Genomic DNA, 25,139 nt, shown 5'->3' on the forward strand with positions numbered 1-25,139 from the left:
GGACGGACCGCTCAGCTGCCCGGTACGGCGACCAGGCGGTCCGGGCGGAACGGCCGCAGATCGATCTCGGCGGTCTCGCCCAGCGCCAGGCGGGCGGCGACAGCCCCCTGATACGGGCCGAACGTGAGGCCTTCGGCTCCCAGTCCGGTGGCCACGAGCACTCCCGGCAGCGGCTCGACCCCGCCGAGTATCGGCAGGGAATCACGGCTGCCGGGGCGGAACCCGACGCGGGTCTCCAGGACCGTGGCTTCGGCGAGGGCCGGCGTGATGTCGATGGCCTCGGTCAGCACCTGCTGCAATCCTCCGCCGGTCACCCGGTAGTCGAACCCCGCCTCGGGTTCCCGCGTGGCGCCGGCCACGATCCGGTTCGGGGGGAACGCGAGCATGTAGTAGTCGCGTTCGCCGATCCGGACGCACGGCCAGTCGCGCGTGCTCCGCTCGGGAAGGGCGAAGTGGGTGATCTGACCGCGGACGGGGAAAACGGGGATCTGCACGCCGAACGGCGCCAAGAGCCGGGCCGACCAGGCGCCCGCGGCGACGATGACACTGTCCGCGCGATACTCCTGGCCGCCGGCACGCACACCGGTGATCCGATGGCCGTCACCGACCAGTTCGGCCTCGGCCTGCAGGTAGCGCAACCCGCGTTTCTCGGCGGCGTTGCGCAACGCGTCGCAGACCTGGCGGCCGTCCACGCGCGCCATGCCGGCCATGCTCACGCCCTGGTGACTCGGTGGAAGCAGCGGGAACCGCTCGGCGGGCTCACCGGGAGCGAGCCGCTCGACCCTCCCGATACCTCCGAAGCCGCGCTGCGCCGCCAGCTCTTTCACGAGCTCGAACTCCTGGTCGGCGGTGGCAGCGTCGGCGCTCACCGAGATCCCGCCCACGGCCTCGTAACCGGTGGCCTCCCCGTCCTCGGCGAGCTCGGCCATGAGCGCGGGGTAGTGGTCCGCGGCCCGCAGCTCGAACTCCCAGACCTGGGGCGCGGCCCACGGGAACGGCCACGGGAACACGATGCCGGCGCCCGCCGCCGTGGCCTGACCGGGGTGGGCGCGGTCCACGAGAATCGTGGACACCCCGCGCTTCGCCAGGTGGAAAGCCGCGCTGGCTCCCACGATGCCTCCGCCGATCACGATGACGCGCATGGCTCTACCCTGCCAAGACGTTCGCCCCGGCGCCAGCGACACACTGCTGCCCGGCAGGCGGCCGTGCCCGCCTCTCGGTCGTACGGGTGCGGCTCGATGTGTCCGGTTGCGGACAACAAGCGTGCGGCACTGTTTCGCTCTGCTCCCGCGGGCGGCCGGGAATATTCCGTTGCCCCGGCCGTCGGGCGCACGCTAGAACAATGGAGCCATGGTGCGATTCGCCGATTTCGACTCCCGCGGCTACCGGATGGTGGATGTGCGGACGGGGTACGCGCAGTGGGTCACCACTTATGAAGACACCGTGGAGGACGCGATGGACGTCGCCCTCCTGGAGGAGCTGACGGTTCCTTCGTGGAACGCGGTGCGCCGAGCCGCCGATCTGGGATGCGGTACCGGCCGGACAGGCGACTGGCTGCGAGGCAAAGGGGTCGCCTCGATCGAAGGTGTCGACCTCACTCCCGAGATGCTCGAAGTCGCGAAATCCCGCGGCGCGCACGACCGTCTTTTCGAGGCCGACGCGACAGCGACCGGCCTCGACAGCGGCGCCTACGATCTGGTCATCGCGAGCCTGATCGACGAGCATCTCTCGGACCTGCGCCCTTTCTACGGCGAGGCATGGCGGCTGGCCGGGCCCGGCGCCCTGTGCGTGCTGGTCGCCTTCCACCCGCACTTCATCATGGCCACCGGAATGCCGACCCACTTCACGAGTGGTTCGGGCGAACCGGTCGCCATTACCACCAATATCCACCTGGTGAGCGAGCACGTAACGGCCGGCCTGCGGGAAGGCTGGCGGCTCGTGGAGATACGGGAGGGAACGGTCGACGACCGCTGGCTCGCGGTCAAGCCGAAGTGGGAACGCTTCCGCAATCACCCCGTCTCCGCCGCCTTTGTGTGGCGCAAGCACCATTGACCACCGGCGATGCGCTGACCCGTTCTCCGATATCGGCCCCGTACGGGGCGGCGCCTTAAAGGAGCGAGCTTCCCGGTCCGCCGGGGAACACGCTCACCGTTCCGTTATTGGTGTTTCCGCTGTTCCCGGGTCGGGCGTTCACGGACTCTTCACCACCGGCCAAGACACCATTCACGACAATGGCCGGGTACCGGTTGATAAGGGACGCCATGATGTCGTGGTGTCCCTGGCCGCACGCGCCGCGGCCAAGGGAACCGGCCTACTCGGATGGACGCGGTCCGGGCCGTCATCGGGTGACGCGCCCGGTTTTCCGGCGGTCTGGACGGTTCATGTCCCCCTGACGTAGCGTCCGCATTTGTCAGCCTCGCTTGGCGGCGGGGTCCCCGTGCCTCCGGTCCTACCGGAATAGACGTGAACGAGGATGCCCAATGGGATTCGATCCTGACGACATCAGCTCCAACCGCTCCGGAAATCCCCCCTTCCAGAAAGTCCTGGCCAACCGTTTTTCCCGCCGTGACATGTTGCGGGGCGGCACAATTGCGGCAACCGGCTTCCTGGTATCCGGCATGGTGAACGGGAACGCGGGCGCGCGCCCCACGCCCGGCCGGCCGAGTCCCCTCCTCGGTTTCACCGCGGTTCCGCCGAGTGACGCCGACGCGGTCGTCGTACCGGACGGATACAGCGCCGATGTGCTCATTCGTTGGGGGCAGCCGCTCCGCTCCGACGGGCCGGCGTGGAAGAAGGACGCCTCCAACACCGCCGAGGAGGCGGCCGAGCAGATCGGCTCACACCACGACGGCATGCACTTCTTCCCCCTGGGCAAGGGGAAGGAGGCCAACCGGCACGGGCTGCTGGTCCTGAACCACGAGTACATCGACCGCACGCTGCTCTACACCGACGGCGACGAGGAGATGACTCGGGAAAAGGTTGACAAGGCCCTGGCCAGCCACGGTGTCAGCATCGTCGAGATCGAGCTGGTCGACGGCGAATGGCAGGCGGTCGACTCCGAGTGCAACCGGAAGGTCACCCCGACCACCCCGGTGGAGCTCTCCGGCCCCGTCCCGGCCGACCACCCCGAGCTCCAGGCGCGGGACCCGCAGCCCCGGGGCACGATCAACAACTGCTCGCACGGCGTGACGCCGTGGAACACCTACCTCACCTGTGAGGAGAACTTCAACGCCTACTTCGGCACCACCGACGGCTCCTGGGAGCCCACGCCGGAACAGGACCGCTACGGGATCAACGCCGCAGGGTTCGACTACCGGTGGTACGAGGTGGACCCGCGGTTCGACGTGGCCACCAACCCCAAGGAGCTCAACCGCTTCGGCTGGGTGGTCGAGATCGACCCGTTCGACCCCGGGCACACCCCCGTCAAGCGCACCGCTCTGGGCCGGGTGAAGCACGAGGGCGCCGTCACCACCGAGTCCCGCGGCCGGGTGGTCGTCTACACCGGCGACGACCAGGACGGCGACTACATCTACAAGTTCGTCGGCTCCGGACCGTGGAAGGCGGTCCGGGCCAGGGGCGAGAGCCCGCTGGACCACGGCACCCTCTACGTCGCCCGCTTCGACGACGACGGCAGCGGCGAGTGGCTGCCCCTCGTGTTCGACGAAGGCCCGCTGACCGCCGACAACGGGTGGGAGGACCAGGCCGACGTGCTGCTGCGCACCCGCGAGGCCGCCGACGCCGTCGGGGCGACCCCGATGGACCGGCCCGAGTGGATCGCGGTCCAGCCGAGCAGCAACGACGTCTTCTGCAGCCTGACCAACGGCGAGCTGGGAGAGGGGGACGCCAGCCCGCGCGACCCCAACCCCTACGGCCACATCATCAAGTGGCGGGAGAAGGACGGCCACAACACCGCGACCACGTTCACCTGGGACATCTTCGTGCTCGCCGGGGATCCCGCCTACGACGACGAGGTAGAGCTGGACGAGGACGGCATCTTCGGCTCCCCCGACGGCCTGTGGTTCGACCCGGACGGCCGGCTGTGGATCCAGACCGACGTCTCCAACTCCGTGCAGAACGACCCCGAGGAGGGCTACGACAACATCGCCAACAACGCGATGCTCGCCGCGGACCCGTCCACGGGCGAGATCCGGCGGTTCCTCACCGGACCGCGGGGAGCCGAGATCACCGGTGTGATCACCACACCGGACCAGAAGACCATGTTCATCAACGTGCAGCATCCGGGCGAGAGCACCGCTGCCATCGGCGAGCCCACCCCGGAGGACCCGCGCGCGGTGAGCAACTGGCCGGACTTCGACTCCGGTGGCCGCGCCCGGTCGGCCACCGTGGTCATCCGCAAGGACGACGGCGGGGTCATCGGCACCTGACCCCGCGTTCGTCTTCTGCCGAGGGCCCGGCCCCCGTCCCCGCCGGGCCCTCCTTTTTCTGGAATTCCGGCAACTCGGCATGACCGACTCGTCGCTTTCGGTAATGTCCGCTCATGCCGACAATGGAGCACGAGCTGCTGATCGAGCTCTTCCGCAACCAACCGTCGCTGGCGGCGGTGTACTCGCGGCGCTGCCTGATGCCGCTCAGAAGTACCTGGAGGCATTGATGGCTACCGGCACATATGAGTACCGCAGCGACTTCGCCAGGAAGTACTACGGCCAGGGGATGGCCGAGGGTGAGGCCAAGGGGGTCGTGGCGGTTCTGGCGGCCCGGGGGATCCCGGTGTCCAAGGAGGTCCGCGAGCGCATCCTCACCTGCACCGACCTCGACCAGGTCGACACGTGGCTGCAGCGCGCGCTCACCGCTAAGACCGTCGACGACCTGTTCGACTGAGCGCTCCCGCCCCTCAGGCACGATGACTCGGGACGCCCGCCGCCGCTACCGGCGGCGGGGCACCGCGGTCCGCTCCAGGTCGCGGGCCAGGACGATCTCGCCCTCGAAACACCTGGCGGCCTCGGCGACGAACCGGGCGTCATCGCCTTCTTCGTAGCGCTCGGAGAAGTGCGTCAGGACCACCTTGCGCGCCCCGGCCTCGGCGGCGATCCGGCCGGCCTGGCCCGCTGTCAGGTGCCGGTACTCGGCCGCGAGAGCCGCCTCGTCCTCCAGGTAGGTGGCCTCGACCACCAGCAGGTCGGCGTCCTGCGCCAGCCGCACCGCGTTGGCGCAGGGCACGGTGTCCATGACGAACGCGGCGACCTGGCCGCGGCGGGGTGTGGCGCACTCGGCCAGTGCCACCCTCTCCCCTGCCGTGTTGCGGATCTCCCCCTCACGCTGGAGCCTGCCGATGTCCGGCCCGGCGACACCGCGCTGGGCGAGCCTGTCCGGCAGCATCCGCCAACCGTCGGGTTCGGCGATCCGGTAACCGTAGGTCTCGATCCGGTGCTCCAGTGGCAGCGCCGTCACGGTGATGCCGCTGTCACCGGGCAGGCTCGCGGAGTCTCCGCTGACCGGCTGCTCGACGATGACATCGGTGTCGGCGAAGGCGGTCGCGTGACGCAGCCTGCGCCAGTAGCGCTCCCCCGAGGCCGGGAACGCCGCCCGGACCTCGTGCTCGACCCCGTCGCGCGCGATACGCTGCACGATGCCCGGGATCCCCAGAGAGTGGTCGCCGTGGAAGTGCGTCACACAGATCCGCGTGATGTCGTGCGCGGACAGTCCGGCCCGGCGGAACTGCCGCTGTGTTCCCTCACCGGGGTCGAACAGGAGCCCGTTCGCGTCCCACCGGAGGAAGTAGCCGTTGTGGTTGCGTCGTTTGGTCGGCACGGCACTGGAACTGCCCAGAACCACGAGTTCACGCGCTGACATGCGCGCCATCATGGCAGCTCCGGCGGCGGGGAACGAACGGGCCCGGGTCGGCGCTCCGGTGCGTCGACGGACCGGCAACCGTCTTGTGATGTGTGCGTTTCGGTTGAGTCGGTATAAATCCTCCATTCGATACCCCCGATCCGGTAAAGGACGACGATGTCCACACAGACGTCGAGACCTTCGCTCTGGCGGCGCTATCTGGACTTCCCGCTGATCTGGAAACTGGCGATCGGACTGGTCGCCGGGGCCGTCACGGGACTTGCTGTCGGCGAACCCGTCACCGTCATCGCTCCTTTGGGCGAGCTCTTCCTGCGCCTGCTGGAAATGCTGGTGATGCCCCTGGTCATCGTCACTCTCATCGCGGGCGTCTCCGCGGTCACCCCGGCGGCTCTGGGGCGCATCGGGTTCAAGGTCTTCCTCTTCTACCTGGTGACATCGGCGTTCGCCATCACCGTCGGGCTGCTGATAGCCCTGGCGATCGCTCCGGGGACCGGGATCTCGATGCCCGGTGCCGCCGGAGAGGAGGGGGAGGAGCCTCCGCCGGTGTCGGAGACCCTGCTCGACATCGTCCCCGCCAACCCCTTCCAAGCGCTGGCGGAGGGCAACGTCCTCGCGGTCATGTTCGCCGCGATCGCCGCGGGGATCGCTCTGACCTTCATGCGCGGCAGCGACGACGAGCGGATCCGCGACCTCGGCGACTTCCTGCGCCGCGGTGTCGACGGCGCCGTCGAGCTCGTCTTCCTGGTGATCCGGGGCGTGCTGCAGTACGCCCCGATCGGCGTGTTCGCGCTGATAGCCGTGGTCATGGGCGAGACCGGAACCGAGGCGCTCGGGCCGCTGGCCAAGCTCATCGGTGTGGTCTACGGCGGTATCGCACTGCAGATCGTGGTCTACATCGGGATACTGCTGCTCTTCCGGGTCGGGATCAGACGGTTCTTCGGTGCGGCCAAGGACCCCATGATGACGGCGTTCGTCACACGTTCCAGCAGCGGCACCCTTCCGGTCTCCTCCCGTGCCGCGGAGAAGCTCGGCGTGCACGAGGGCGTCTACGGCTTCAGTCTGCCGCTCGGCGCGACCATCAACATGGACGGCACGGCCATCTACGTCGGTGCGGCCACCGTCTTCGTGGCCAACGTCTCCGGGGCGGAGCTCACCATCGCCGAACTCCTGACCGTTGTGCTGATCGGTGTGCTGGCCTCGATCGGGACCGCGGGCGTACCGGGCGCCGGGCTGATCATGCTGACCATGACGGTCTCCCAGACGGGCCTCTCGATGGCCCCGGTCGCCCTGGTCGCCGGTATCGACGCGATCCTGGACATGGCCCGCACAATGTGCAACGTGACGGGGGACCTAGTCGGTACACGCATCGTCGCCCGGACCGAGCCCGGCATGCTGCGCGACTCCGATCCGCCCGGACCGGAGGACGGGACCGAGGAAAGCCGAGCCTCCTCGGCGCCGTAGGCGTGCGGTCCCGAGGCGGCGTGCGACCACTCGGGGCCCTCCCCGCGTCCCCGGCCCCTCCCCCCGGTTCACCGGGGCCGACGGCCAACGCGAACGAGGATTGGGGGATTCACCGAAGTGGCGGATTCCGAATTCGACGTCGACTCTTTCCTGGCCCGGCCGCTCACGGCCCGGATCGCCACCAACGGGCCGACCGTGCGGCCGACGTGGTTCCTCTGGGAGGAGGGGGCCTTCTGGGTCATCGTCGGACCGTGGGCGCGATTGCCCTCCCGGATCAGGACCGATCCCCGGATCGCACTCGTCGTCGACATGTGCGATCTGGGGAGCGGGACGGTCCGACAGGTGATCGCGCAGGGCCGTGCCGAGATCCTCCCCTTCGACAAGCAGCGTGCGCGCCGCAAGCTCACACGTTATCTCGGACGGGACCAGACACGATGGGACGCGCGCTTCCAGCGGATCATGGAGGGCGATCCCGCCAGGACGGGGTGCGAATGGCTGCGCATGGTCCCCGACACCCTCAGAGCGAAGGATCTCAGCTACGTCGTATAACGGCTCTCGACCGATAGCGGACACCGGAACGAGTTGACCTCAAGCTAACTTGAGATTCTAGGCTCCACCCGTAGCGCCGGCCGATGCCGGCGAAGTCATGACCGTGACAGCCAACGCCCGGAAGCCGGTGGTGCGGGATGGACATGCAAGCGACCGCGTGGATGTCGATGTACAACGCGATGCACGCGCAGCAGGACCAGCGACCGTTCTCCATGGCGACACTGCGCCGCATCGGACGGTTCGCGCGGCCGCATCGCCGCCGCCTCGTATGGTTCCTGCTGCTCAGCATCACCACAGCGGCTCTCGCGGTCGCCACGCCGCTTCTGGCGGGCCGGGTCGTCGACGCGATCGTCGAAGGCCGGGAACTGGGGCTCGTCGTCGGGCTCGCGCTCCTCATCGCCGGTATCGCGCTGGCGGAGGCCGGATTCGGGCTGGTGTCGCGGTGGTTGTCAGCGAGAATCGGAGAAGGTCTGATCCTGGACATGCGCACGTCGGTGTACGACCACGTGCAGCGCATGCCGGTCGCCTTCTTCACCCGCACCCGCACCGGTGCACTGGTCAGCCGGTTGAACAACGACGTCATCGGCGCTCAGCGCGCGTTCAGCGATGTCCTCTCCGGCGTGGTGAGCAACCTCGTGACACTCCTGCTCACCCTCGCCGTCATGGTCGGCATCTCCTGGCAGATCACCCTACTCGCGCTACTGCTACTGCCCCTGTTCGTACTGCCGGCACGCAGGATGGGCACCCGGCTGGCGCAGCTCGAACGCGAATCGGCGAACCACAACGCGCTGATGGGCACGCAGATGACGGAGCGCTTCTCCGCCCCCGGGGCGACGCTGGTGAAGCTGTTCGGCCGGCCCGCGCATGAGTCGGCCGAGTTCGCCACGCGGGCCCGGCGGGTGCGCGACATCGGGGTGCGCACGGCCATGGTGCAGGAGGTGTTCATCACCGCTCTGACCTGGTCTCGGCGTTGGCGCTGGCACTCGTCTACGGGGTGGGCGGGTTCTACGCGCTGCGCGGGCAGTTGGACCCAGGAGCCGTCGTCGCACTCGCGCTGCTGCTCACCCGCATGTACGCTCCGCTGACCGCCCTGGCCACCGCCCGCGTGGAGGTGATGAGCGCGCTGGTGAGCTTCGAGCGGGTCTTCGAGGTATTGGACCTGGAGCCGCTGGTCGCCGAGAAGCCGGATGCCCGGCCGGTGCCCGCGGGGCCGGTCTCCGTGGAGTTCGACGGAGCGCGTTTCAGCTACCCCTCGGCGGACAAGGTCTCCCTCGCCTCGCTCGAGGAGGTCGCCAACCTCGACACCCGGGGCGGTGTCGAGGTGCTGCACGACGTGTCGTTCCGCGCCGAGCCGGGGCAGACGGTGGCGCTGGTGGGTTCCTCAGGCGCCGGGAAGTCCACGATCGCGCAGCTGGTGCCGAGGCTCTACGACGTCGACGGCGGCGCCGTGCGGCTGGCCGGGGTGGACGTCCGCGACCTGACCGCCGGGTCCATCCGCGAGACGCTGGGGATGGTAACGCAGGACGGACACCTGTTCCACGACTCGATCCGGTCGAACCTGCTGCTGGCCCGCCCGGAGGCGGCAGAGGAGGAACTGTGGGACGTGCTTCGGCGCGCCCGGCTCGATGACCTTGTCGCGGCCCTGCCCGACGGTCTGGACACCATCGTCGGCGAACGCGGGTACCGCCTCTCCGGAGGAGAGCGCCAGCGGCTGACGATCGCCCGCCTGCTGCTCGCGCAACCGCGGGTGGTGATCCTGGACGAGGCGACCGCGCATCTGGACTCCACGTCGGAGGCGGCGGTGCAGGCCGCTCTGGGCGAGGCGCTGCACGGGCGGACCGCGGTGGTCATCGCGCACCGGCTCTCCACCGTGCAGACCGCCGACGCATCCTGGTGATCGAGAAAGGGCGGGTCGTGGAGCGCGGCACGCACACCGAACTGCTGGCCGTCGGCGGCCGTTACGAGGAGCTGTACCGTACTCAGTTCGCGCAGTCGCCCGCCGCGGAGGCGGCCCGCTGACCGCTTGAACCGGGTCAGCCCTCCGCCAACTCCAGGAGCCTGGTGACGGTGCTCCAGTTGCGGGCCGTGGCCGGGCCCGGCATGTGCTTCTGCAGGATCGCGGGAAGCCGCGCGTTGCGGACGCCATCGGGGAGGAACAGGTACAGCTCGCGTTCCCCCACCCCCATCTCCTCCGGCGCGAAGGACTCCGCGTCGATGGCGACCAACCGTTCCGGATCCGGGGGCTCGGCCAGGAACAGCACGAGGAACCTGGCCGGGTCCCTTATGTCGAGGGGGACACTCTCGACCACCGCCCGCAGCTGGCCGGCGGTGCGTACCACGACGCCCACCTCGAACCCGGCTTCGCGGGCGATACGGTCCTCGATCTCGGCCGCGATCTGCTCCGAGGGCCGCTCGGGCGCGCTGAAGACAGCGTTGCCGCTCTGCAGGTGTGTCCTGGCCTCGGTGTATCCGAGTCCGGCCAGCAGTCCGCGCAGCTCGGCCATGGCGATCCGCCGGTGCTTGCCGAGGTTGACCCCGCTCAGAAGCGCCACATATCTCATCACCTCACTGTGTACCTCGTGACACGGCCGAGTTCCGTCCGCCGCACCGCAGAGGCCGTTATCCTGCTCGGGAGACCGGTATCACGGCGACCACCTGGAAGAAGAGCACATGCAGCGATCCGGCGACAACCAGCCGGTCACGATCAAGCTGGGGCGTCACGAGCTCATCATCCGGCAGCGCTACGAGGCCATCAGCATCTGCAATGACATCTGTATCGCCATCTGGTTCATCATCGGCAGCATCCTGTTCTTCTCGCCGGCGTCGACCACGTTGGGCACCTGGTTCTTCCTGCTCGGCAGTGTCCAGCTGCTCATCCGTCCCATCATCCGGTTCACGCGGCTTGTGCACCTGCAGCGCCTTCAGGGCATACCACCGGGAACGAACGGGCAGTCCGGCCAGGAGTTCTGAGCGGCGCTCGCCCGCGCGGGTGCGCCTCAGCGGTTCCGGCCCCTGCCGGCGACGCTCGTGGCCCGCCCCGCGCTGGGGCCGCAACGTAGGGTTTCCAGAGCGCCGGGCAGGGACCCGCGGTCAACCGGCGGAACCGCCCCCGCCCCGCTGACGAGGCTCAGGGAGACCCGCCATGGCGAACCGCGGCAGATCCTGGTGGGGCTGGGGCCGGGTGGAGCGCGCGCTGTCCGATTCCGAGTGCGCGGAGTACGCCGAGTTCATCCCGGGCCGGTACCGGTCCTCGGCCTCGCTCCGCGGTTTCGGATCGGCGGCCGTGCCCGTCGACACGCCACTCGCCGAGGCCGTGGAGATCGCCCGGAACCACGGCGCGACCGTCGAAGCCTCCGGCGGCGGCAGCGCCCTCGACCCGCAGAACACACTCAACCCGGGGCGCTGCTCGGCTAGTGCGCGGCCGGTTCCGAGCGGATGAAGGCCGACGCCGGCGCCGCGTCGGCGGTCGGTGCCCCCGGCGACACCGTCTTCGGGTAGGTCGGCCTGGACGGCGGGCCCGACGCGGTGGACCTGACCACCGGACGGGCCCGCTCCGGACCGGCGCCGGGGTGGGGTCAGCGCAGGCGGGACCCGATGGCCTCGATGACCCGCGGGCGCAGTTCCGCGGCGCGGATGACAGCGTCGACGGAGCCGACCTCGACAGCGCGCCGGATGTTGTGCACGCGGTCGAACTCCGTGGCCACCTCGCCGAGCTTCTCCGCGCGGACCGATGAGCGGAGCTCGTCGAGCTCCGCTGTCAACGCGGCGCGGTCGGCGCCGGAGGCGACCGCGCCGCGGGCCTCCAGGTCCCGCACGCGCGGGTCGGCCGCGGTGCGGGCGTCGACGTCGCCGGAGAACACCACCGCGGCAGCGGGGGCGCCGCCGAGCACCGAGGCGAACGAGCCTTCCAGCGCGAGCACGGTCATGTTCGGGTTCAGCGCCTTGGAGAACACCACGAACGCGCCGCCGTGGTACCGCGAGATCACGCAGAACACGATGGGCCCGCGGAAGTTCACGATCGCGCGACCGATCTCGGCGCCGTACTCCAGTTGCAGCTTGCGCATCGATTCCGGCGAACCGTCGAAGCCCGACAGGTTCGCCAGCACCACCAGCGGCCGGTTGCCGCTGGCCGCGTTGATCGCCCGCGCGGCCTTCTTCGACGACCGCGGGAACAGCGTGCCCGCGGTGTAGGTGTCCGGGCCGTCGGTGGGCGGGAAGCCGCGCCGCGGCACCGCCCGCGACTCGATGCCGAGCAGGCACACCGGCATGCCGCCGAGATGCGCGTCCTGCACCGTCGCGGTTTCCGCGTCGGCCATGCCCGCCCAGCGTTCCAACACCGGATGGTCCTGGTCGGCCAGCGCCCGCATCACCGTCCGGATGTCGAACGGCTTCTTGCGGTCCGGGTTGGCCTCGGCCGAGAAGATCTCGCCGACGGTTGTGAAGTCGCTGCCCGCCACGGCGTGCGGGAAGTCGGAGATGTCGCGGTCGGCGGGATCGGTGGTCGTCGCCCGGCGTGGCGCATTCTCGCCCGGCGCGACGTAGGAATGGTCGTAGTGCGACATCAGCACGTCCCGCGCGGCGGTCAGGTTCGGCGCCCAGTACTGTGCCTGCCCGTTGGGGCCCATCACACGGTCGTAGCCGCCGATGCCGAAGTTGTCCTCGGCCGACACGCCACCGGAGAAGTCGAGCGACTGCTTGCCGGTAAGCACCATCGCCGAGTCGGGTGTCATCACCAGGATGCCCTTGGTGTGCATGAGCATCGTCGCTTCGGCGTTCCAGTACGGCTGCGCGCCGACGTTGATGCCCGCGACCACGATGTTGATCTCGCCGCCGTCCTGGGTGAACTCGACGATCCGCTTGAGCGCCGCGGCCACCCAGTCCATGTTCTCGGTGCCCGACTCCATGGAGATCCGGGCGCCGGCGGAGAGTGCGTACCACTCCAGAGGCACCCGCATCCGCTCGGCCAGGTCCAGTGCCGCGATCACGCGGCGGCACTCCGGCTCCGACAGCGCGCCGAGCGACTTCGTCGGGTCGCCGAGCAGCACCACCCTGGTGACGCCCTGCGGATGCCGCCGGGTCGGCGTGGTGACCACGCCCGCGACGATCGCCGCGGTGTTGTTCCCCTTCGGTCGGCCGACCGGCACCAGCGCGTGGTCGTCGTCGAGGTCGTGCTCGACGAAGTCGCCGAGCAGGCCGGTCAGCTCGTACGGGTACACCGTGTTGCGGCTGCTCGCGCGCAGCACCTTCTGCCGGTAGTCGTCGACCGGCTCGACCGGCTCGTCCGACGGCTCGCCGACGGTCAGCTCGGTGCCGCCGGTGGCGTCGACGGAGAAACGCACAGCGACCTTGGTCAACTCCCCGGTTGTCCGGTCACGCTGCCGACCGATGAACAGGACCTCCTCCAGCCCGGCCCCCGAGGTCGTCGGCATCACACGTTTGGCGAGCATCTCCAGATCCGCCCGCGTGAGGTCGCTCGGCGGCCAGACGTAGACCACGATCCGGTTGGTGTTGAAGCGCTTCTTCGGCGGGCGCCGCGACTGCGCGCGGCGGATCGAGTCGAGGCAGGTGGCGATGGTGTCCTCGGCCGTCGGCAGTGCGACCAGCCTGCCGTCGTGCTCGCGCAGCTCGGTCAGGTCGCGCACCTGCGCGAACGCGACGAGGCGGTCGTCCGACGGGTTCTCCCGTGCCACGCACTGGAAGAGGTAGACCTCCTCGTCCGACGACGGCAGCCGGGTGAGGTCGAACTTGCTCAGCCGCTCCAGCTGCATCCGCTGTGCGATGTAGGGGTGCAGGCCGCGGATCAGCCGCTGCTCGGTCATCCCGGTGCTCGACGGGCGGAACGTGAAGTGGTGGTGCATCACCGCACCTCCGCTGCCCGCGACGGTGGCGGTGAGTCTGCGGACCTGGTTCGGCAGCGGGTGCGCCCTGACGACCTCGTGCAGGGCGGCCGCCATCGCCTCGGAGTCCTCCGGCTGCTTCTCCCAGGCGAGGTAGATGTCGGCGTCGATGGCGTCCTCGCCGCTCGCCAGTTCCGCGAGCCCGCGCAGCGCGCTGCCCAGCGCTTCGAAGCTCACCGCGGAGGAGACCACGCACGAGTCCGCGCGCTCGGCGGCCACGAACGTGCAGCCCGCGACCTCGCTGGTGCGGACGTCGATGAGACCCTTGTTGCCGTAGTACCGCCGGGTCAGCACTTCCAACATGATCGCGTTGTCCAGGTCGTCGCGGACAAGCCGCTGGCCGAGCAGTCGCACCAGCGGCTCGGTGCTGCGCACCATCTCGGCGATGCGCTCGGCGCGGTCCGGTGCGTCCGGGTGCGCGTCCAGGTGGCGCAGATGCCTGCGGACGTCGGCGTAGACGCGGGCGCGGTTGCGGCGCAGCAGCGGCTGGCCGAACCAGGCGAACACCACGCCGCGCGCGAGGTCGGAGACCACGGGGAAGCGGACCTGCGTCGCGGCCACCAGCCGCTCCAGTGCGAGACCGGCGGGCTCGCGCAGCGTCTCGTCCGGCGGCGGCTCCCGCAGCCACGCGCGCAGCAGCGTCGTGACGACCGTGGCGTCGGCGGACACACGTTGCTGGGCGAGGAAGATCCGGAACACCGCGGCTTCGAGCTCGGGAGAGCGCTCCAGTCCGGTGACACCGTAGTGCCCGAGCGCCTTGGCGAGTTTGGCCTGGAACGCCTCCGGCAGCCCGGCCCGCTCGACGTCGAGGCTCTGCAGGTAGGTGTGGAAGTACTCGCGGGCGCTGTGCACGTGGTTGTCGTCGCCGCCGTCCTCGCCCGCTGGCCGGTTGCGGCTCAGCTCGGCGAGGTCGGCGAACACGTCGACGAGCTCCAGCTCCTCGGCCAGCGGCCGGTGGCCGTCCTCGGTGGCCGCCCGGCGCGCGGCGAGGTAGTCGTCGAGCACCCGGCGTTCGTCGTGCGGGTCGGCGTCGAAGCCCAGCAGCAGGCTGCGCAGGTCCTCCTGGCCGAGCGTGAGCCGCTCCCGCGCCGGTATCTCCTCGGCCGCGGCCGGTAGGTCCAGTTCGACGGACTCGGCGGCCGAGGTGTCCTCGGCGTCGTCGGCGATCGGTTCCAGCCGCAGTAGCGGGGCGCCGGTCTCCACCTGGTTGCCCACGGACACGACGCATTCCTTCAGCCGCGCCTTGAACGGCGCCCGCAGCACCGTCTCCATCTTCATACTCTCCAGCACCAGCACCGGCGCGCTCGCCTCGACCTCGGCGCCGACTTCCAGGGGCGTGGCGATGACCAGTGCGGGCGTGGGCGAGCGGACGACGCCGCCCTCGTCGCGGCTGACCCGGTGCGTCACGCCGTCCACCTCGACCAGGTGGATCGGCCCGTGCGTGTCGGTGAGCAGGCGGTACCGGGTGCCGTTGACGACGATCTGCCCGGTGTGCCGGTCGAAGCGGTCGAGTTCGACGTTGGCGGCGCGGACGTCGCCCCCCGCCTCGACGCCGACGCGGAACCGGTGCGCGCCGACCCGCGCGACGCGCACGCGGTAGCCGACGCCGCGCAGTTTGAGGTCCAGGGGGCGGCCGCTCTCGTGCTGCACCTGCGGGCGTCCGCCGAACGCCGTCGACAGCAGCCGCTGCCGCTCGACGCGTTCCTCCTCCTCGTACGCATCGATGGCGGCGGCCGCCAGCGCGATGGCGGAGTGCCGGTGCGAGACGAGCCTGCCCTCGCCGCGGGCGCGGTCGATCCAGCCGGTGTCCGCGCTGGCGTCGATCACCTCGGGCTGGTCGAGCAGGTCGAGCACGAAGCTCTTGTTCGTCGCACCGCCCTCGATGATCACCGTGGTCTGCGCCATCGCCCGGCGCAGCCTGCCGAGCGCCTCGTCGCGGTCGCGGCCGTAGGCGATGATCTTCGCGATCATCGAGTCGAAGTCGGCGGGGATGGTGTCGCCCTCGCTGACGCCGGTGTCCACGCGGATGCCCGGCCCGACGGGCAGGCCCAGCCGCGCGATGCGGCCCGGGGAGGGCGCGAAGTCGCGGTCGGGGTCTTCGGCGTTCAGCCGGGCCTCGATGGCATGCCCGTGCTCCACCGGTGGCTCGCCTTCGAGTCTGCCGCCGGATGCCACCCGCAGTTGCGCCTTGACCAGGTCGAACCCGGTGGTGGACTCGGTGATCGGGTGCTCGACCTGCAGGCGGGTGTTGACCTCCAGGAACGCGAACAGTTTGTCGCCGGGGTGGTAGAGGAACTCGACGGTCGCCGCGCCGCGGTAACCGACCGCGACGGCCAGCCGTTCGGCCGACGCCTTGAGCTCGGCCGTCTGTACCGGGCTGAGCAACGGCGACGCCGACTCCTCGATGACCTTCTGGTTGCGCCGCTGCACCGAGCAGTCGCGGACACCGAGCGCCCACGCGGTTCCCTCGCCGTCGGCGATCACCTGGACCTCGACGTGCCGGGCACCGGTGACCAGGCGCTCCAGGAACACGATGCCGCTGCCGAACGCCCGCGCGGCCTCCTGGCCGGTGCGCTCGTAGGCGTCGGCGAGCTCGGCCTCGTTCGTGACCACGCGGATGCCGCGCCCGCCGCCGCCCGCGGTCGCCTTCAGCATCAGCGGGTAGCCGATCTCGGCCGCCGCCGCCCTGGCGGCGTCCAGGGTCTCGATCGCACCGCGGCTCCACGGCGCGACCGGCACACCGACCTCCTCGGCGATCAGCTTCGCGCCGATCTTGTCGCCGAGCTTGCGCATGGCCTCAGCGCCCGGTCCGACGAAGGTGACTCCGACCTTCTCGCACAGCTCCGCGAACGCCGGGTCCTCCGCGACGAAGCCCCAACCGACCCACGCGGCGTCGGCCCTGGTCTCCACCAGCGCGCGCTCCAGCACATTCAGGTCGAGGTACGGACGCGCGGACGCGGGACCGAGATCGTAGGACAGGTCCGCTTCGCGGACGAAGGCGGCAGTGCGGTCGACGTCGGTGTGCAGGGCGACGGTCTCGATCCGCGTCCCGGTCTCCGCGGCGATGTCCCGTACGGCGTGGATGAGCCGCATAGCGGCCTCACCACGGTTGACGATGGCGATACGACTGAACACCCGACCGAGCCCTTCTATAGACCAACGATGTGCGCGCCGCGACACGGTGGCCCCGGCAGTGCCCACCCTCCCGTCTTCCGGCCGGCAGCGCCATGTCGTAGATAGCGCATGCTATGCGGCTCTATTTGTGGAAAATGGCCAAAAGCCTCGGCCGCATAGACCCGGTTTCGCGGAAGGGCTCGGCGTGAGTAAGCCGTCTCGGGGGTGGCAGTCCCGGACTCATCCCCGGCCTGAAGGCCGGAGCATCCTCCGGAAGGCCTGATGAGGCAGGCTCGATGCGGGTACCAATACATGTCGGGCCGCCGAGGGCACGGGGACGCGGTCGAGAACTTCGCGGCCTTCCCACCGCTGGCGCTGATCATCGCCGCCTGGTGGGCACCGGGTACCCCCTTGGTCCGGGAGCACCGGTGCACTGAGCCGGTCACCGCGGGGCCGCAGCGTCGGCGCCGCGAGACGAACGGCGACCGAGCGGACATGAAAGGGGAGGTGGACCATGGCCGACGCGGCTGCCGCGCTCGCGGACCTGGCCCGGCGCGACCTGCCGTCCATGCTGGAGGACATGCGGCGACTGGTCGGACTGGAGACGCCCAGCAACGACAAGGCCCTGCTCGACACCGGCCTGAGCGACATCGAGGACTGGCTGACCGAGCGGCTGGGGCGGCCCGCCGCGCGCCGCCGCCACGACGGCGGGAGCAACGGCGACGTACTGGAACTCGACTACCATGCCGTTCCCGCTGATACCGGCGGTACGGTCGTCCTCCTCTGCCACTACGACACCGTGTGGCCTGCCGGGACCATCGACGAATGGCCCGTCACCGTCGAAGGCGACCGGTTCAGCGGCCCGGGCTGCCTGGACATGAAGGCGGGACTGGTCCACGGGGTGTGGGCCCTGCGGTTCCTGGGCGAGCTCGGTCTGGCCCGCCCCGGCGTGCGGCTGCTGCTCACCGGGGACGAGGAGATCGGCAGCCACGCCTCCCGCGCGCACATCGAGCGGGTCAGCGCGGGGGCGTCGGCCACCCTGGTCCTGGAGCCGAGCAAGGACGGCCAGGTCAAGACGGGCCGCAAGGGAATGGGGCTGTTCAGCGTCACCGCGCACGGGATCGAATCGCACGCCGGACTCGACCCCCTGGCCGGTGCCAGCGCCGTCCACGCCCTTGCGGAGGCGATACCCGCGATCACCGCACTCGCCCGCCCCGAGCTGGGCACAACGGTCAACGTCGGTGTCGTCTCCGGCGGTACGAGCCGCAACGTTGTGGCCGGCCGCGCGAACTGCCTGGTGGATATCCGTGTCCGGGAGCCCGCCGAGATGGGGCGGGTCGACGCCGGCCTCGCGGACCTGGCGCCCACCGATACCCGGGTGAAGCTCATGGTCAGCGGGGAGTGGAACCGTCCGCCGATGAACCCCAACCCGCCTTCGCGCCGGCTTTTCGCCCGGGCCCGCGAGGTGGCCGCGGATCTCGGCACCGACCTGGGCGAGATCTTCGTGGGCGGTGCCAGCGACGCCAACTTCGTGTCAGCGCTGGGCCGCCCGGTCCTTGACGGCCTGGGCGCTGTCGGTGCCGGTCCGCACGCCCGCGACGAGCACATCCTGACCAGCGCCACCCCCACACAGGTGGCGCTGGTGGCAGGACTGCTCACCCGGCTGGCCCGCGAAGGCGCCGATCGAACACCCCGTTGAGGCGGTGCCCGCCGCCCCGTCCCGTTCCGGTGCGGCGCCGCGGGCTCACCTGGGAGCGGTGTCCAGAGCGTGGCCGCCGTGTCCCGCCCCGGCGGCCGCACCGCCGGCGAACCGCGCGATGGGGTTCTCCAGCTCGCCGGCAAGCTGGATCGCGCTGGCCGGGTCCTGCAGGTCCACCATCTGCTGGTTGTTCCGAAGCTGCAGCCGGTTCAGGCAGGAGAGCCCGAAGCGCTCGGTGAACAGGTCGTAGCGGGCGAATCGCCGCGCCAGGTGCGGCATGGACTCCTGGTAGTCGAGGATGCACGCGGCGACGGTGGACCAGAACGCCTCCTCCGCCAGCAGGCCCTCGGCGTGCAGGGCCGCGTTCAGAAAGCGCAGGAAGCAGTCGAACACGTCGGTGAGGAGCGACAGCGACTTGAGTTCCTCGGGCACCTCGGCCCGGATGCGCTCGACCTCCGGAGGAAGCACCGCTTCGCTGTCCAGTACCGCGATCTCCTCGGCGATGTCCTTCATGAAGACACGCTCGGGGACCCCGTTCTCCAGCACGAGGATCACGTTCTCCCCGTGCGGCATGAACACGAGGTCGTAGGCGTAGAAGCAGTGCAGCAGCGGCGTGAGGTAGGCGTCCAGATAGCGGCGCAGCCACGTCGCGGGCGCCAGGCCCGACTGCGCGATGAACGCGCCGGCCACGGAGTCGCCGTCGGCGTCGACGTGCAGCAGGGAGGCCATGGTCGCCAGTCGCCGGCCCTGCTCCAGCATCGGGACCGGGCTCTCCCGCCAGAGCGCGGCGAGCATCTTCAGGTAGGGCGATCCCTTGGGGGCGGCGGCCGTGTACTGCTCGTGGTGGTAGCCGATCGCCGCCCGCTCCCGCAGGATCGTGAACCCCGATCCCCGCAGGACCTCGTCCCGTGCGACCAGGTCGGCGACCCAGTCGTTGATCGCCGGGGTGGCCTGCATGTAGTCGGTGGACAGGCCGCGCAGGAACCCCATGTTCAGCACGGACATGGCGGTCTTCACGTAGTGGCGCGCGGGGGCGGTCGTGTTGAACAGCGTCCGGATGGACTGCTGCGGCTGGTACTCGTCGTCGCCGTGGCCCAGGCACACCAGGTCGCGTCGGGCGATCTCGCCCGCGAAGGTGACCGAGAGCTTGTTCCACCACTGCCACGGGTGCGTGGGGATCAGGTGGAAGTCGTCGAGGTCGAGCCCGAGGTCCGCCATCGTGGCCGAGAACCGCTCCAGCGTCCGCTCGTCCAGCTCGGCGCGGATCAGCGCCGCGTAGTCCAGGTCCGCGGAGGCGGAGAAGGTGCACCGGTCGCGGCGAGCGGCCAGCCAGACGAGCCGCACCCGGGGACCGGCCTCCGGCGCGTAGCCGCGGTACTCGGCCGCGTCGAGCCCGATCCGGCCGCTGTTCGCGACGAAGCACGGGTGGCCCTCGGTCATCCCGGCCTCGATCGCCTGGAAGTCGGCCCGGGCGAGCTCGGCGGCCGCGGGCCGCCGCCCCGACAGTTTGAAGGCGCTGCTGGCCAGGGTGCTGCTGATCTCCTCCAGGTACACCGGCAGCACCTGCTCTCCCAGCCCCAGAGTGCGCCGCAGGTCCAGGATCAGGCCGGCCGCGTCGAGCGGGAGTTCGTCCGCGCCCCGATGCCGGGTGATGCCGGCGCCGTCGATCTGCCAGTGGTCCAGACTCAGCACGCGTGCCGCGAAGCGGTACTCGGTGCGCCCGTCGTCGCTGCGCACCACGTAGCGCCCGGGAGGACGCGGTCCAGGGGTGATGAGGCGCTCGTGGGAGAACTCGGCGAGGATCTTGCGGACCAGGAGGCGGTTCGCGCGTTCCCAGTGCTCCGGGGTCAGGTGCGCGATGGCGTCGCGCGGCGCTGTCAGGGGGTCAGGGGTCATCGGTGGGCTCCTTGCTCGCGCACGGCGGCGCGGTACTGCTCGCGGGTGCAGGTGCTGAGGTAGGCGTCCTTGTCGGGCAGGGAGACGGTGTCCACCACCTGGAAGCCGACGGCGGCGTTGAGCGCGTGCACCGCCTGGTTGCGCACGTCGGGCTCGACGACGACGCGGTCCGTGGAGGCTGCGGCGAACAGCAGCTCCATGACGGTGCTGATCACAGCGTGGGTGAAACCGTGTACAGGGGTGTCGGTCGGCGCGACGAGGAAGTGCATGCCGATGTCGCCGGGTTCGGCCCGGTATTTCCCGTTCAGCTCGCTGTGCGCGGGGTCGTAGCGCTCGACCAGGAACGCCGGCCGGGCCTCGTGCAGTCCGATGAAGGCGTCGCGGTGCGGGTCCGCGGCGATGGTGCGGAACTCCTGCTCGACGTCTGCCGGTGTGGCCTGGCTCATCTGCCAGAACACGGACTTGGGGTGGGTGAGCCAGCGGTGCAGCAGCTCGGTGTCGGTGTTCGGGTCGACCGGGCGGAGGGCGAACGTCCCCAGCCGGGGGTCGGTGCGGGTGAAGACGGTCTCGCTCATGCGGATGCCACCTCCACCGGCCGCACGGCCCCTTCCGGGGCGGAGAAGTCCTGGAAGGCGATCGACCGTTCGATCGGGTAGTACTCCCGGCCCAGCAGCTCGCGGATGATGCACGAGTTGCGGTAGGCGGCCATGCCGAGGTCGGGCGCCACGAAGCCGTGCGTGTGCAGCTCCGCGTTCTGCACGTAGATCTCCCGACCGGCGGTGTCGGTGCTGTAGTCGCGCCGTACCGCGAAGCGGCCGGAGGAGTCCCAGCGGATCCGGTGCGTGATCGGGGACAGGAACTCCGGGACCTCGTAGCGGTACCCGGTGGCGAGGACCAGCCCCTCGGTGGTGTGTGTGAAGTCCCGCTGCTGCTCCACCTGGCGCAGGTTCAGGGTGTGGATGCCGCTGCCGGCGTCGTGGCCGGCGTGGGTCACCTCCGTGTTGGTCATCAGGAGGTCCGACCGGTTTCCGCCGCGGCTCTTGGTGTACAGCAGGTCGAAGATCGCGTTGATCAGTGCGGAGTCGATCCCCTTGTAGAGGTTCTTCTGCGCGGCCACGACCTCGTCGCGGGTGCTCGACGGGAGCGAGTGGAAGTAGTCGGCGTACTCGGGGGAGGTCATCTCCAGCGTGAGCTTGGTGTACTCCAGCGGGAAGAAGCGCGGCGAGCGGGTGACCCAGGTGAGGCTGTAGCCGTGGCTGTCGGTGTCCTGGAGCAGGTCGTAGTAGATCTCGGCCGCGCTCTGGCCGCTGCCGACGACGGTGATGCTGCGCTTCGCCTGCAGCGCGGCCTTGTGGTCCAGGTAGCGGGAACTGTGGACGGCGTCGCCTTCGAGTCCGCGGCACGCCTCGGGGATGTGGGGCGGGGTCCCGGTGCCGAGTACGAGGCGCCGGGACCGGTAGGAGACCGGTTCACCGGTCGAGGGCCGAACGGCCCGTACCAGGTAGGTGCCCTCTTCCTCGTCGTAGGTGACGGCGGTGACGTGGTGGTCGAAGCGCAGTCCGCTCAGCTTGCCGGCGGCCCACCGGCAGTAGTCGTTGTACTCGGTGCGCAGCGGGTAGAAGTTCTCCCGGATGTAGAACGAGTAGAGGCGCCCGGTCTCCTTGAGGTAGTTGAGGAACGAGTACGGGGACGTGGGATCGGCCAGGGTGACCAGGTCCGCCAGGAAGGGGGTCTGCAGGAGGCTGCTCCCCAGGAGCATTCCGGAGTGCCAGTCGAATTCGGGTTTGCTGTCCAGGAACAGGCCGTCGAGTTCGGTGATGGGCTCGGTCAGGCAGGCGAGCCCGAGGTTGAAGGGGCCGATTCCGATGGCGATGAAGTCATGGGGCGGAGTCAATGGGCTCTCCAATCCGGTGAGGGTCGGCTAACTGACGCGGGAGCGGCTGAGTTCCTCGAGTTCGGCCATACCGGCATGCTCGGCGATCATGTCGAGCACGTCGGAGATGTCGCGCAGTGAGGTCTCCGGGTTCAGCAGGGTGAACTTCAGGTAGTTCCGGCCGGCGACGGTGGTGCCGGCCACGACGGCGGCACCCGAGTCGAAAAGGGACTGGCGGGCGTGCAGGTTGACGCGGTCGCACAGTTCGGGGCTGGCCTCGGCCGAGGGCAGATAGCGGAACACCAGAGTGCTCAGCTGCGGCCGGGTCACGACCTCGAACCGGGGGTCGGCGTCCAGCAGGCTCCACGCCTCGGCCGTGCGGTCCACCACCGCGTCGAAGAGCTCCCCGACGGCGTCGGCTCCCATGACGCGCAGGGTCAGCCAGAGCTTGAGCGCGTCGAAGCGCCGGGTGGTCTGGATGCTCTTGTCGACCTGGTTGGGGATGAGGTTCTCGGCGCTGCTGGCCGGATTGAGGTAGTCGGCGTGGTAGGTGGCGTGCCGCAGGGTCTCCCGGTCGCGTACCAGCACCGCGCTGGAGCTGACCGGTTGGAAGAAGGATTTGTGGAAGTCCACGGTCACCGAGTCCGCGCGTTCGATGCCCGCCAGGAGCCGGCGCCTGCGGGAGACCAGGAGGCCGCACCCGTACGCGGCGTCGGCGTGCAGCCACACGCCCGCGCGCTCGCACACGTCCGCGATCTCGTCGAGCGGGTCGATGCTGCCGAAGTCGGTCGTTCCGGCCGTGGCGACCACGGCCATGGGGATCAGCCCCTCACCGCGGCAGCGGTCGAGTTCGGCGGCCAGCGCCGGCGTCCGCATCCGCTTCTCCTCGTCGCAGGGCACGGACAGCACGGCCTCGTACCCGAGCCCGAGCAGAGCCGCCGACTTCGCGACGCTGAAGTGGGCGCATTCGGAGGTGAGTACCCGCAGCCGGGGCAGGATGTCGCACGAGCGCGGGACGGACGGGGACTCCCGCCGCACCGCCGCGCACGCCTCGTCGCGGGCCAACAGCAGCGCCTGCAGGTTGGACTGCGTCCCCCCACTGGTGAAGACGCCGTCGGCGGCCGGGCCGAGGCCGATGCGCCGCGCCGTCCACTCGATCAGCCGGCGTTCGATCAGCGTCCCTCCCACGCTCTGGTCCCAGGTGTCGAGTGAGGAGTTGACAGCGGAGAGCACCGCCTCGCCGAGCAGGGCCGGGATCACGATCGGGCAGTTGAGGTGGGCGAGATAGCGGGGGTGGTGGAAGTACACGGCGTCCCGCAGGTAGACGCGCTCAAGCTCGTCCAGGGCGCTGCTGGGGTCGTGCAGCGGCCGATCGAGGTCGATCTCGGTGAACTCGGTCGTGAGCTCGGGAACGGAGACGCCGGTAGCGGGCTGGGTGACCTGGGACAGTCTCTGTGCGACCTGCTCAACCCCGTCGGTGACCGCGCGCCGGTACCGTTCCGCGTTCCGGTGGTTGAGGAGGTTCGCGCGGGAGGCCGGGGATGCGTCGTCGGGTTCGGGAGGGCGGTCCTCGTCGGGGTGCCCGAGGAGAGTCATGAGCCATCCTAACTAAGGCTAGCCTAAACAAACGAATGTTAGGCTAACCTACGCGCCTTGTGGGGTGTGCGTGGGGGCGGGTACACGGCGTCCCCGGATCGCCTAAGCGCCCGCCCTCCCAACGGGCGAGCGCGCCCCGCACCCCTCCGGTGCCGGAGCTCGGTCAGGCGACCGGAGCGGGCGACGGGCACACGTCCGTGTCGACGCCCGGTGACCACAGGACCGAGATGGGGGGCTGCTCCCCGAGGGGGATACCGGCGGCGTCGACGAGGTTTCCCTCATAGGCCAGGAGATCGGCCCGGAACAGCCGCCAGGGCCGGTGGGAGATGCCGATCCACCAGGTGCGGCCGGCATGGGCGGTGTGCAGGCCCCATCGTGCGGTCAGGAACCGCTCCAAGGGGGACGGCTCGGCGAGGTGATCCCGCACGGCTATGCGCCAGCGGCCCCTCGCGTGGCCGCCGGGCCACCGGCGCCGGACCGCCCCCGCGGCGATGCCGCCCTCCTGGGGACGCAGGCTGGTGTCGGACCATATGTAGGGCAGACCGGTGAGCGCCCTGGCGGCCAGGACGCTGTGCAGCGAGTCGGCGTCCATGGTCACGAAGACGACCCCGCGGCGGCCCGCGCCGTCCACCGCGTACAGCCGCACGTTCACCTCTGTGAATCCGCCTGTGGGGAGCACTCCCGCCACCGTGGTGGCGGTCACGCGGAACGCGACGAGACCGACATGGCTCACCCCGCCCAGCGTGTCCGGCCGGGTGCCCGGGGGCAGCAGCGGCGCGACGTCGGCGGGCGCCACCGGCCAGTGCACGAACGTGGTGTCGCGCCAGCTCTGCCTCACCAGCGGCGGCCCGGGCAGTGGCGCGGCCGTGGCGGAGGGAAGCCGGTCTTCGTCGTGCACTGCGGACGCCCCCTCCACCAGGACTCCCCCACCACTGGGGCCACGCGGCCCCCTGAGGCCGCTTCCGACGGTAGCGCCCCACTCATGAGGCCGAAGACGCGGTACCGGGTTTCTGCGGGCCTCCTCCAAGAGTCCGGAAAGAGTCGCGGCAGCGGGCCCGCGGCTTTTACGGGATGCGGGGCAATCGGCTCTTAGGGTGGGGCGTGGCCTCCCCCGCCACCTTCGTACTCGTCCACGGCAGCTTTCTCGGCCCGTGGTCCTGGAGCGACGCGGCGGCGGAGCTCTGCGGACACGGAACGGCCACCGTGCCGGTGGACCTGCCCGGCTCCCTCAGCGACGGCGGCG

Annotated in this window: 17 protein-coding genes and 1 pseudogene; 9 read left to right on the forward strand and 9 right to left on the reverse strand. The window is 70.2% G+C overall.

Annotation, left to right across the window (positions count from 1 at the left end):
• Positions 1-11: 11 nt before the first annotated feature.
• Positions 12-1,142, reverse strand: coding sequence for an NAD(P)/FAD-dependent oxidoreductase (locus VS93_RS02020; protein WP_046468319.1), 1,131 nt, complete (start codon positions 1,140-1,142; stop codon positions 12-14).
• Between the two features lie 208 nt (positions 1,143-1,350).
• Between VS93_RS02020 and VS93_RS02025 the strand changes: the two genes are divergently transcribed.
• The 3 genes from VS93_RS02025 to VS93_RS02035 all read left to right on the forward strand — a co-directional run bounded on the left by VS93_RS02025 (position 1,351) and on the right by VS93_RS02035 (position 4,839).
• On the forward strand, positions 1,351-2,052 hold the full coding sequence (locus VS93_RS02025) for a class I SAM-dependent DNA methyltransferase (protein ID WP_046468320.1): 702 nt from the start codon (positions 1,351-1,353) through the stop codon (positions 2,050-2,052).
• 428 nt (positions 2,053-2,480) lie between these two features.
• On the forward strand, positions 2,481-4,385 hold the full coding sequence (locus VS93_RS02030; protein ID WP_046468321.1) for a PhoX family protein: 1,905 nt from the start codon (positions 2,481-2,483) through the stop codon (positions 4,383-4,385).
• 226 nt (positions 4,386-4,611) lie between these two features.
• A complete protein-coding gene (locus tag VS93_RS02035) occupies positions 4,612-4,839 on the forward strand; it encodes a hypothetical protein (RefSeq protein ID WP_046468322.1) in 228 nt (75 codons plus the stop codon).
• Between the two features lie 45 nt (positions 4,840-4,884).
• Here VS93_RS02035 and VS93_RS02040 read toward each other — a convergent pair whose 3' ends face one another.
• Entirely contained in the window at positions 4,885-5,811 is a 927-nt protein-coding gene (locus tag VS93_RS02040) for a ribonuclease Z (RefSeq protein WP_046468380.1), read from the reverse strand.
• A 156-nt stretch (positions 5,812-5,967) separates the two neighbouring features.
• Here VS93_RS02040 and VS93_RS02045 point away from each other — a divergent pair, with 156 nt between their 5' ends.
• From VS93_RS02045 to VS93_RS02055, 3 genes and pseudogenes are all read left to right on the forward strand, one after another.
• Entirely contained in the window at positions 5,968-7,272 is a 1,305-nt protein-coding gene (locus VS93_RS02045; RefSeq protein WP_046468323.1) for a dicarboxylate/amino acid:cation symporter, read from the forward strand.
• A 117-nt stretch (positions 7,273-7,389) separates the two neighbouring features.
• Positions 7,390-7,821: a pyridoxamine 5'-phosphate oxidase family protein gene (locus VS93_RS02050; RefSeq protein WP_046468324.1), complete on the forward strand. Its 432-nt coding sequence runs from the start codon at positions 7,390-7,392 to the stop codon at positions 7,819-7,821.
• A 137-nt stretch (positions 7,822-7,958) separates the two neighbouring features.
• Positions 7,959-9,840, forward strand: a pseudogene (locus tag VS93_RS02055) (ABC transporter ATP-binding protein).
• Positions 9,841-9,854: 14 nt separating this feature from the next.
• On the opposite strand, the gene VS93_RS02060 reads toward VS93_RS02055, so the two are convergent.
• On the reverse strand, positions 9,855-10,382 hold the full coding sequence (locus tag VS93_RS02060) for a DUF1697 domain-containing protein (RefSeq protein ID WP_173434238.1): 528 nt from the start codon (positions 10,380-10,382) through the stop codon (positions 9,855-9,857).
• A 109-nt stretch (positions 10,383-10,491) separates the two neighbouring features.
• Between VS93_RS02060 and VS93_RS02065 the strand changes: the two genes are divergently transcribed.
• Both VS93_RS02065 and VS93_RS02070 read left to right on the forward strand, forming a co-directional pair.
• Positions 10,492-10,791: a YrhK family protein gene (locus VS93_RS02065; RefSeq protein WP_046468326.1), complete on the forward strand. Its 300-nt coding sequence runs from the start codon at positions 10,492-10,494 to the stop codon at positions 10,789-10,791.
• Between the two features lie 172 nt (positions 10,792-10,963).
• Entirely contained in the window at positions 10,964-11,260 is a 297-nt protein-coding gene (locus VS93_RS02070; RefSeq protein ID WP_046468327.1) for a hypothetical protein, read from the forward strand.
• Positions 11,261-11,396: 136 nt separating this feature from the next.
• On the opposite strand, the gene VS93_RS02075 is transcribed toward VS93_RS02070, so the two are convergent.
• Positions 11,397-16,853, reverse strand: a complete 5,457-nt coding sequence (locus VS93_RS02075) for an ATP-binding protein (protein ID WP_046468328.1) — start codon at positions 16,851-16,853, stop codon at positions 11,397-11,399.
• 493 nt (positions 16,854-17,346) lie between these two features.
• Here VS93_RS02075 and VS93_RS02080 point away from each other — a divergent pair, with 493 nt between their 5' ends.
• The gene (locus VS93_RS02080) at positions 17,347-18,531 is read left to right on the forward strand and encodes a M20/M25/M40 family metallo-hydrolase (protein ID WP_046468329.1); all 1,185 of its coding nucleotides are present in this window, start codon (positions 17,347-17,349) and stop codon (positions 18,529-18,531) included.
• 45 nt (positions 18,532-18,576) lie between these two features.
• On the opposite strand, the gene VS93_RS02085 is transcribed toward VS93_RS02080, so the two are convergent.
• The 5 genes from VS93_RS02085 to VS93_RS02105 form a co-directional block, all read right to left on the reverse strand.
• Complete coding sequence (locus VS93_RS02085) at positions 18,577-20,427, reverse strand: IucA/IucC family protein (protein ID WP_046468330.1); 1,851 nt, start codon at positions 20,425-20,427, stop codon at positions 18,577-18,579.
• Complete coding sequence (locus VS93_RS02090; protein ID WP_046468331.1) at positions 20,424-21,002, reverse strand: GNAT family N-acetyltransferase; 579 nt, start codon at positions 21,000-21,002, stop codon at positions 20,424-20,426. The genes VS93_RS02085 and VS93_RS02090 overlap by 4 nt, the downstream gene beginning before the upstream one ends.
• The gene (locus VS93_RS02095; protein ID WP_046468332.1) at positions 20,999-22,321 is read right to left on the reverse strand and encodes a lysine N(6)-hydroxylase/L-ornithine N(5)-oxygenase family protein; all 1,323 of its coding nucleotides are present in this window, start codon (positions 22,319-22,321) and stop codon (positions 20,999-21,001) included. The genes VS93_RS02090 and VS93_RS02095 overlap by 4 nt, the downstream gene beginning before the upstream one ends.
• A gap of 27 nt (positions 22,322-22,348) precedes the next feature.
• Positions 22,349-23,896 carry a pyridoxal phosphate-dependent decarboxylase family protein gene (locus VS93_RS02100; RefSeq protein WP_046468333.1) on the reverse strand — a complete coding sequence of 516 codons (1,548 nt, stop codon included), beginning with the start codon at positions 23,894-23,896 and terminating at the stop codon, positions 22,349-22,351.
• A 163-nt stretch (positions 23,897-24,059) separates the two neighbouring features.
• Positions 24,060-24,794 (reverse strand): YqjF family protein, encoded by a 735-nt coding sequence (locus VS93_RS02105; protein ID WP_236700282.1) that lies wholly within the window; start codon positions 24,792-24,794, stop codon positions 24,060-24,062.
• Positions 24,795-25,139 lie beyond the last annotated feature (345 nt).

Origin of the sequence: Allosalinactinospora lopnorensis, from assembly GCF_000981225.1 — a bacterium.
Taxonomy (GTDB): Bacteria; Actinomycetota; Actinomycetes; order Streptosporangiales; family Streptosporangiaceae; genus Allosalinactinospora; species Allosalinactinospora lopnorensis.

Bases quoted from the DNA above. Each gene is read 5' to 3' on its own strand.
- VS93_RS02020 (WP_046468319.1), bottom strand. From the start codon at position 1,142: ATGCGCGTCATCGTGATCGGCGGAGGCATCGTGGGAGCCAGCGCGGCT.
- VS93_RS02025 (WP_046468320.1), top strand. From the start codon at position 1,351: ATGGTGCGATTCGCCGATTTCGACTCCCGCGGCTACCGGATGGTGGAT.
- VS93_RS02030 (WP_046468321.1), top strand. From the start codon at position 2,481: ATGGGATTCGATCCTGACGACATCAGCTCCAACCGCTCCGGAAATCCC.
- VS93_RS02035 (WP_046468322.1), top strand. From the start codon at position 4,612: ATGGCTACCGGCACATATGAGTACCGCAGCGACTTCGCCAGGAAGTAC.
- VS93_RS02040 (WP_046468380.1), bottom strand. From the start codon at position 5,811: ATGTCAGCGCGTGAACTCGTGGTTCTGGGCAGTTCCAGTGCCGTGCCG.
- VS93_RS02045 (WP_046468323.1), top strand. From the start codon at position 5,968: ATGTCCACACAGACGTCGAGACCTTCGCTCTGGCGGCGCTATCTGGAC.
- VS93_RS02060 (WP_173434238.1), bottom strand. From the start codon at position 10,382: ATGAGATATGTGGCGCTTCTGAGCGGGGTCAACCTCGGCAAGCACCGG.
- VS93_RS02065 (WP_046468326.1), top strand. From the start codon at position 10,492: ATGCAGCGATCCGGCGACAACCAGCCGGTCACGATCAAGCTGGGGCGT.
- VS93_RS02070 (WP_046468327.1), top strand. From the start codon at position 10,964: ATGGCGAACCGCGGCAGATCCTGGTGGGGCTGGGGCCGGGTGGAGCGC.
- VS93_RS02080 (WP_046468329.1), top strand. From the start codon at position 17,347: ATGGCCGACGCGGCTGCCGCGCTCGCGGACCTGGCCCGGCGCGACCTG.
- VS93_RS02085 (WP_046468330.1), bottom strand. From the start codon at position 20,427: ATGACCCCTGACCCCCTGACAGCGCCGCGCGACGCCATCGCGCACCTG.
- VS93_RS02090 (WP_046468331.1), bottom strand. From the start codon at position 21,002: ATGAGCGAGACCGTCTTCACCCGCACCGACCCCCGGCTGGGGACGTTC.
- VS93_RS02100 (WP_046468333.1), bottom strand. From the start codon at position 23,896: ATGACTCTCCTCGGGCACCCCGACGAGGACCGCCCTCCCGAACCCGAC.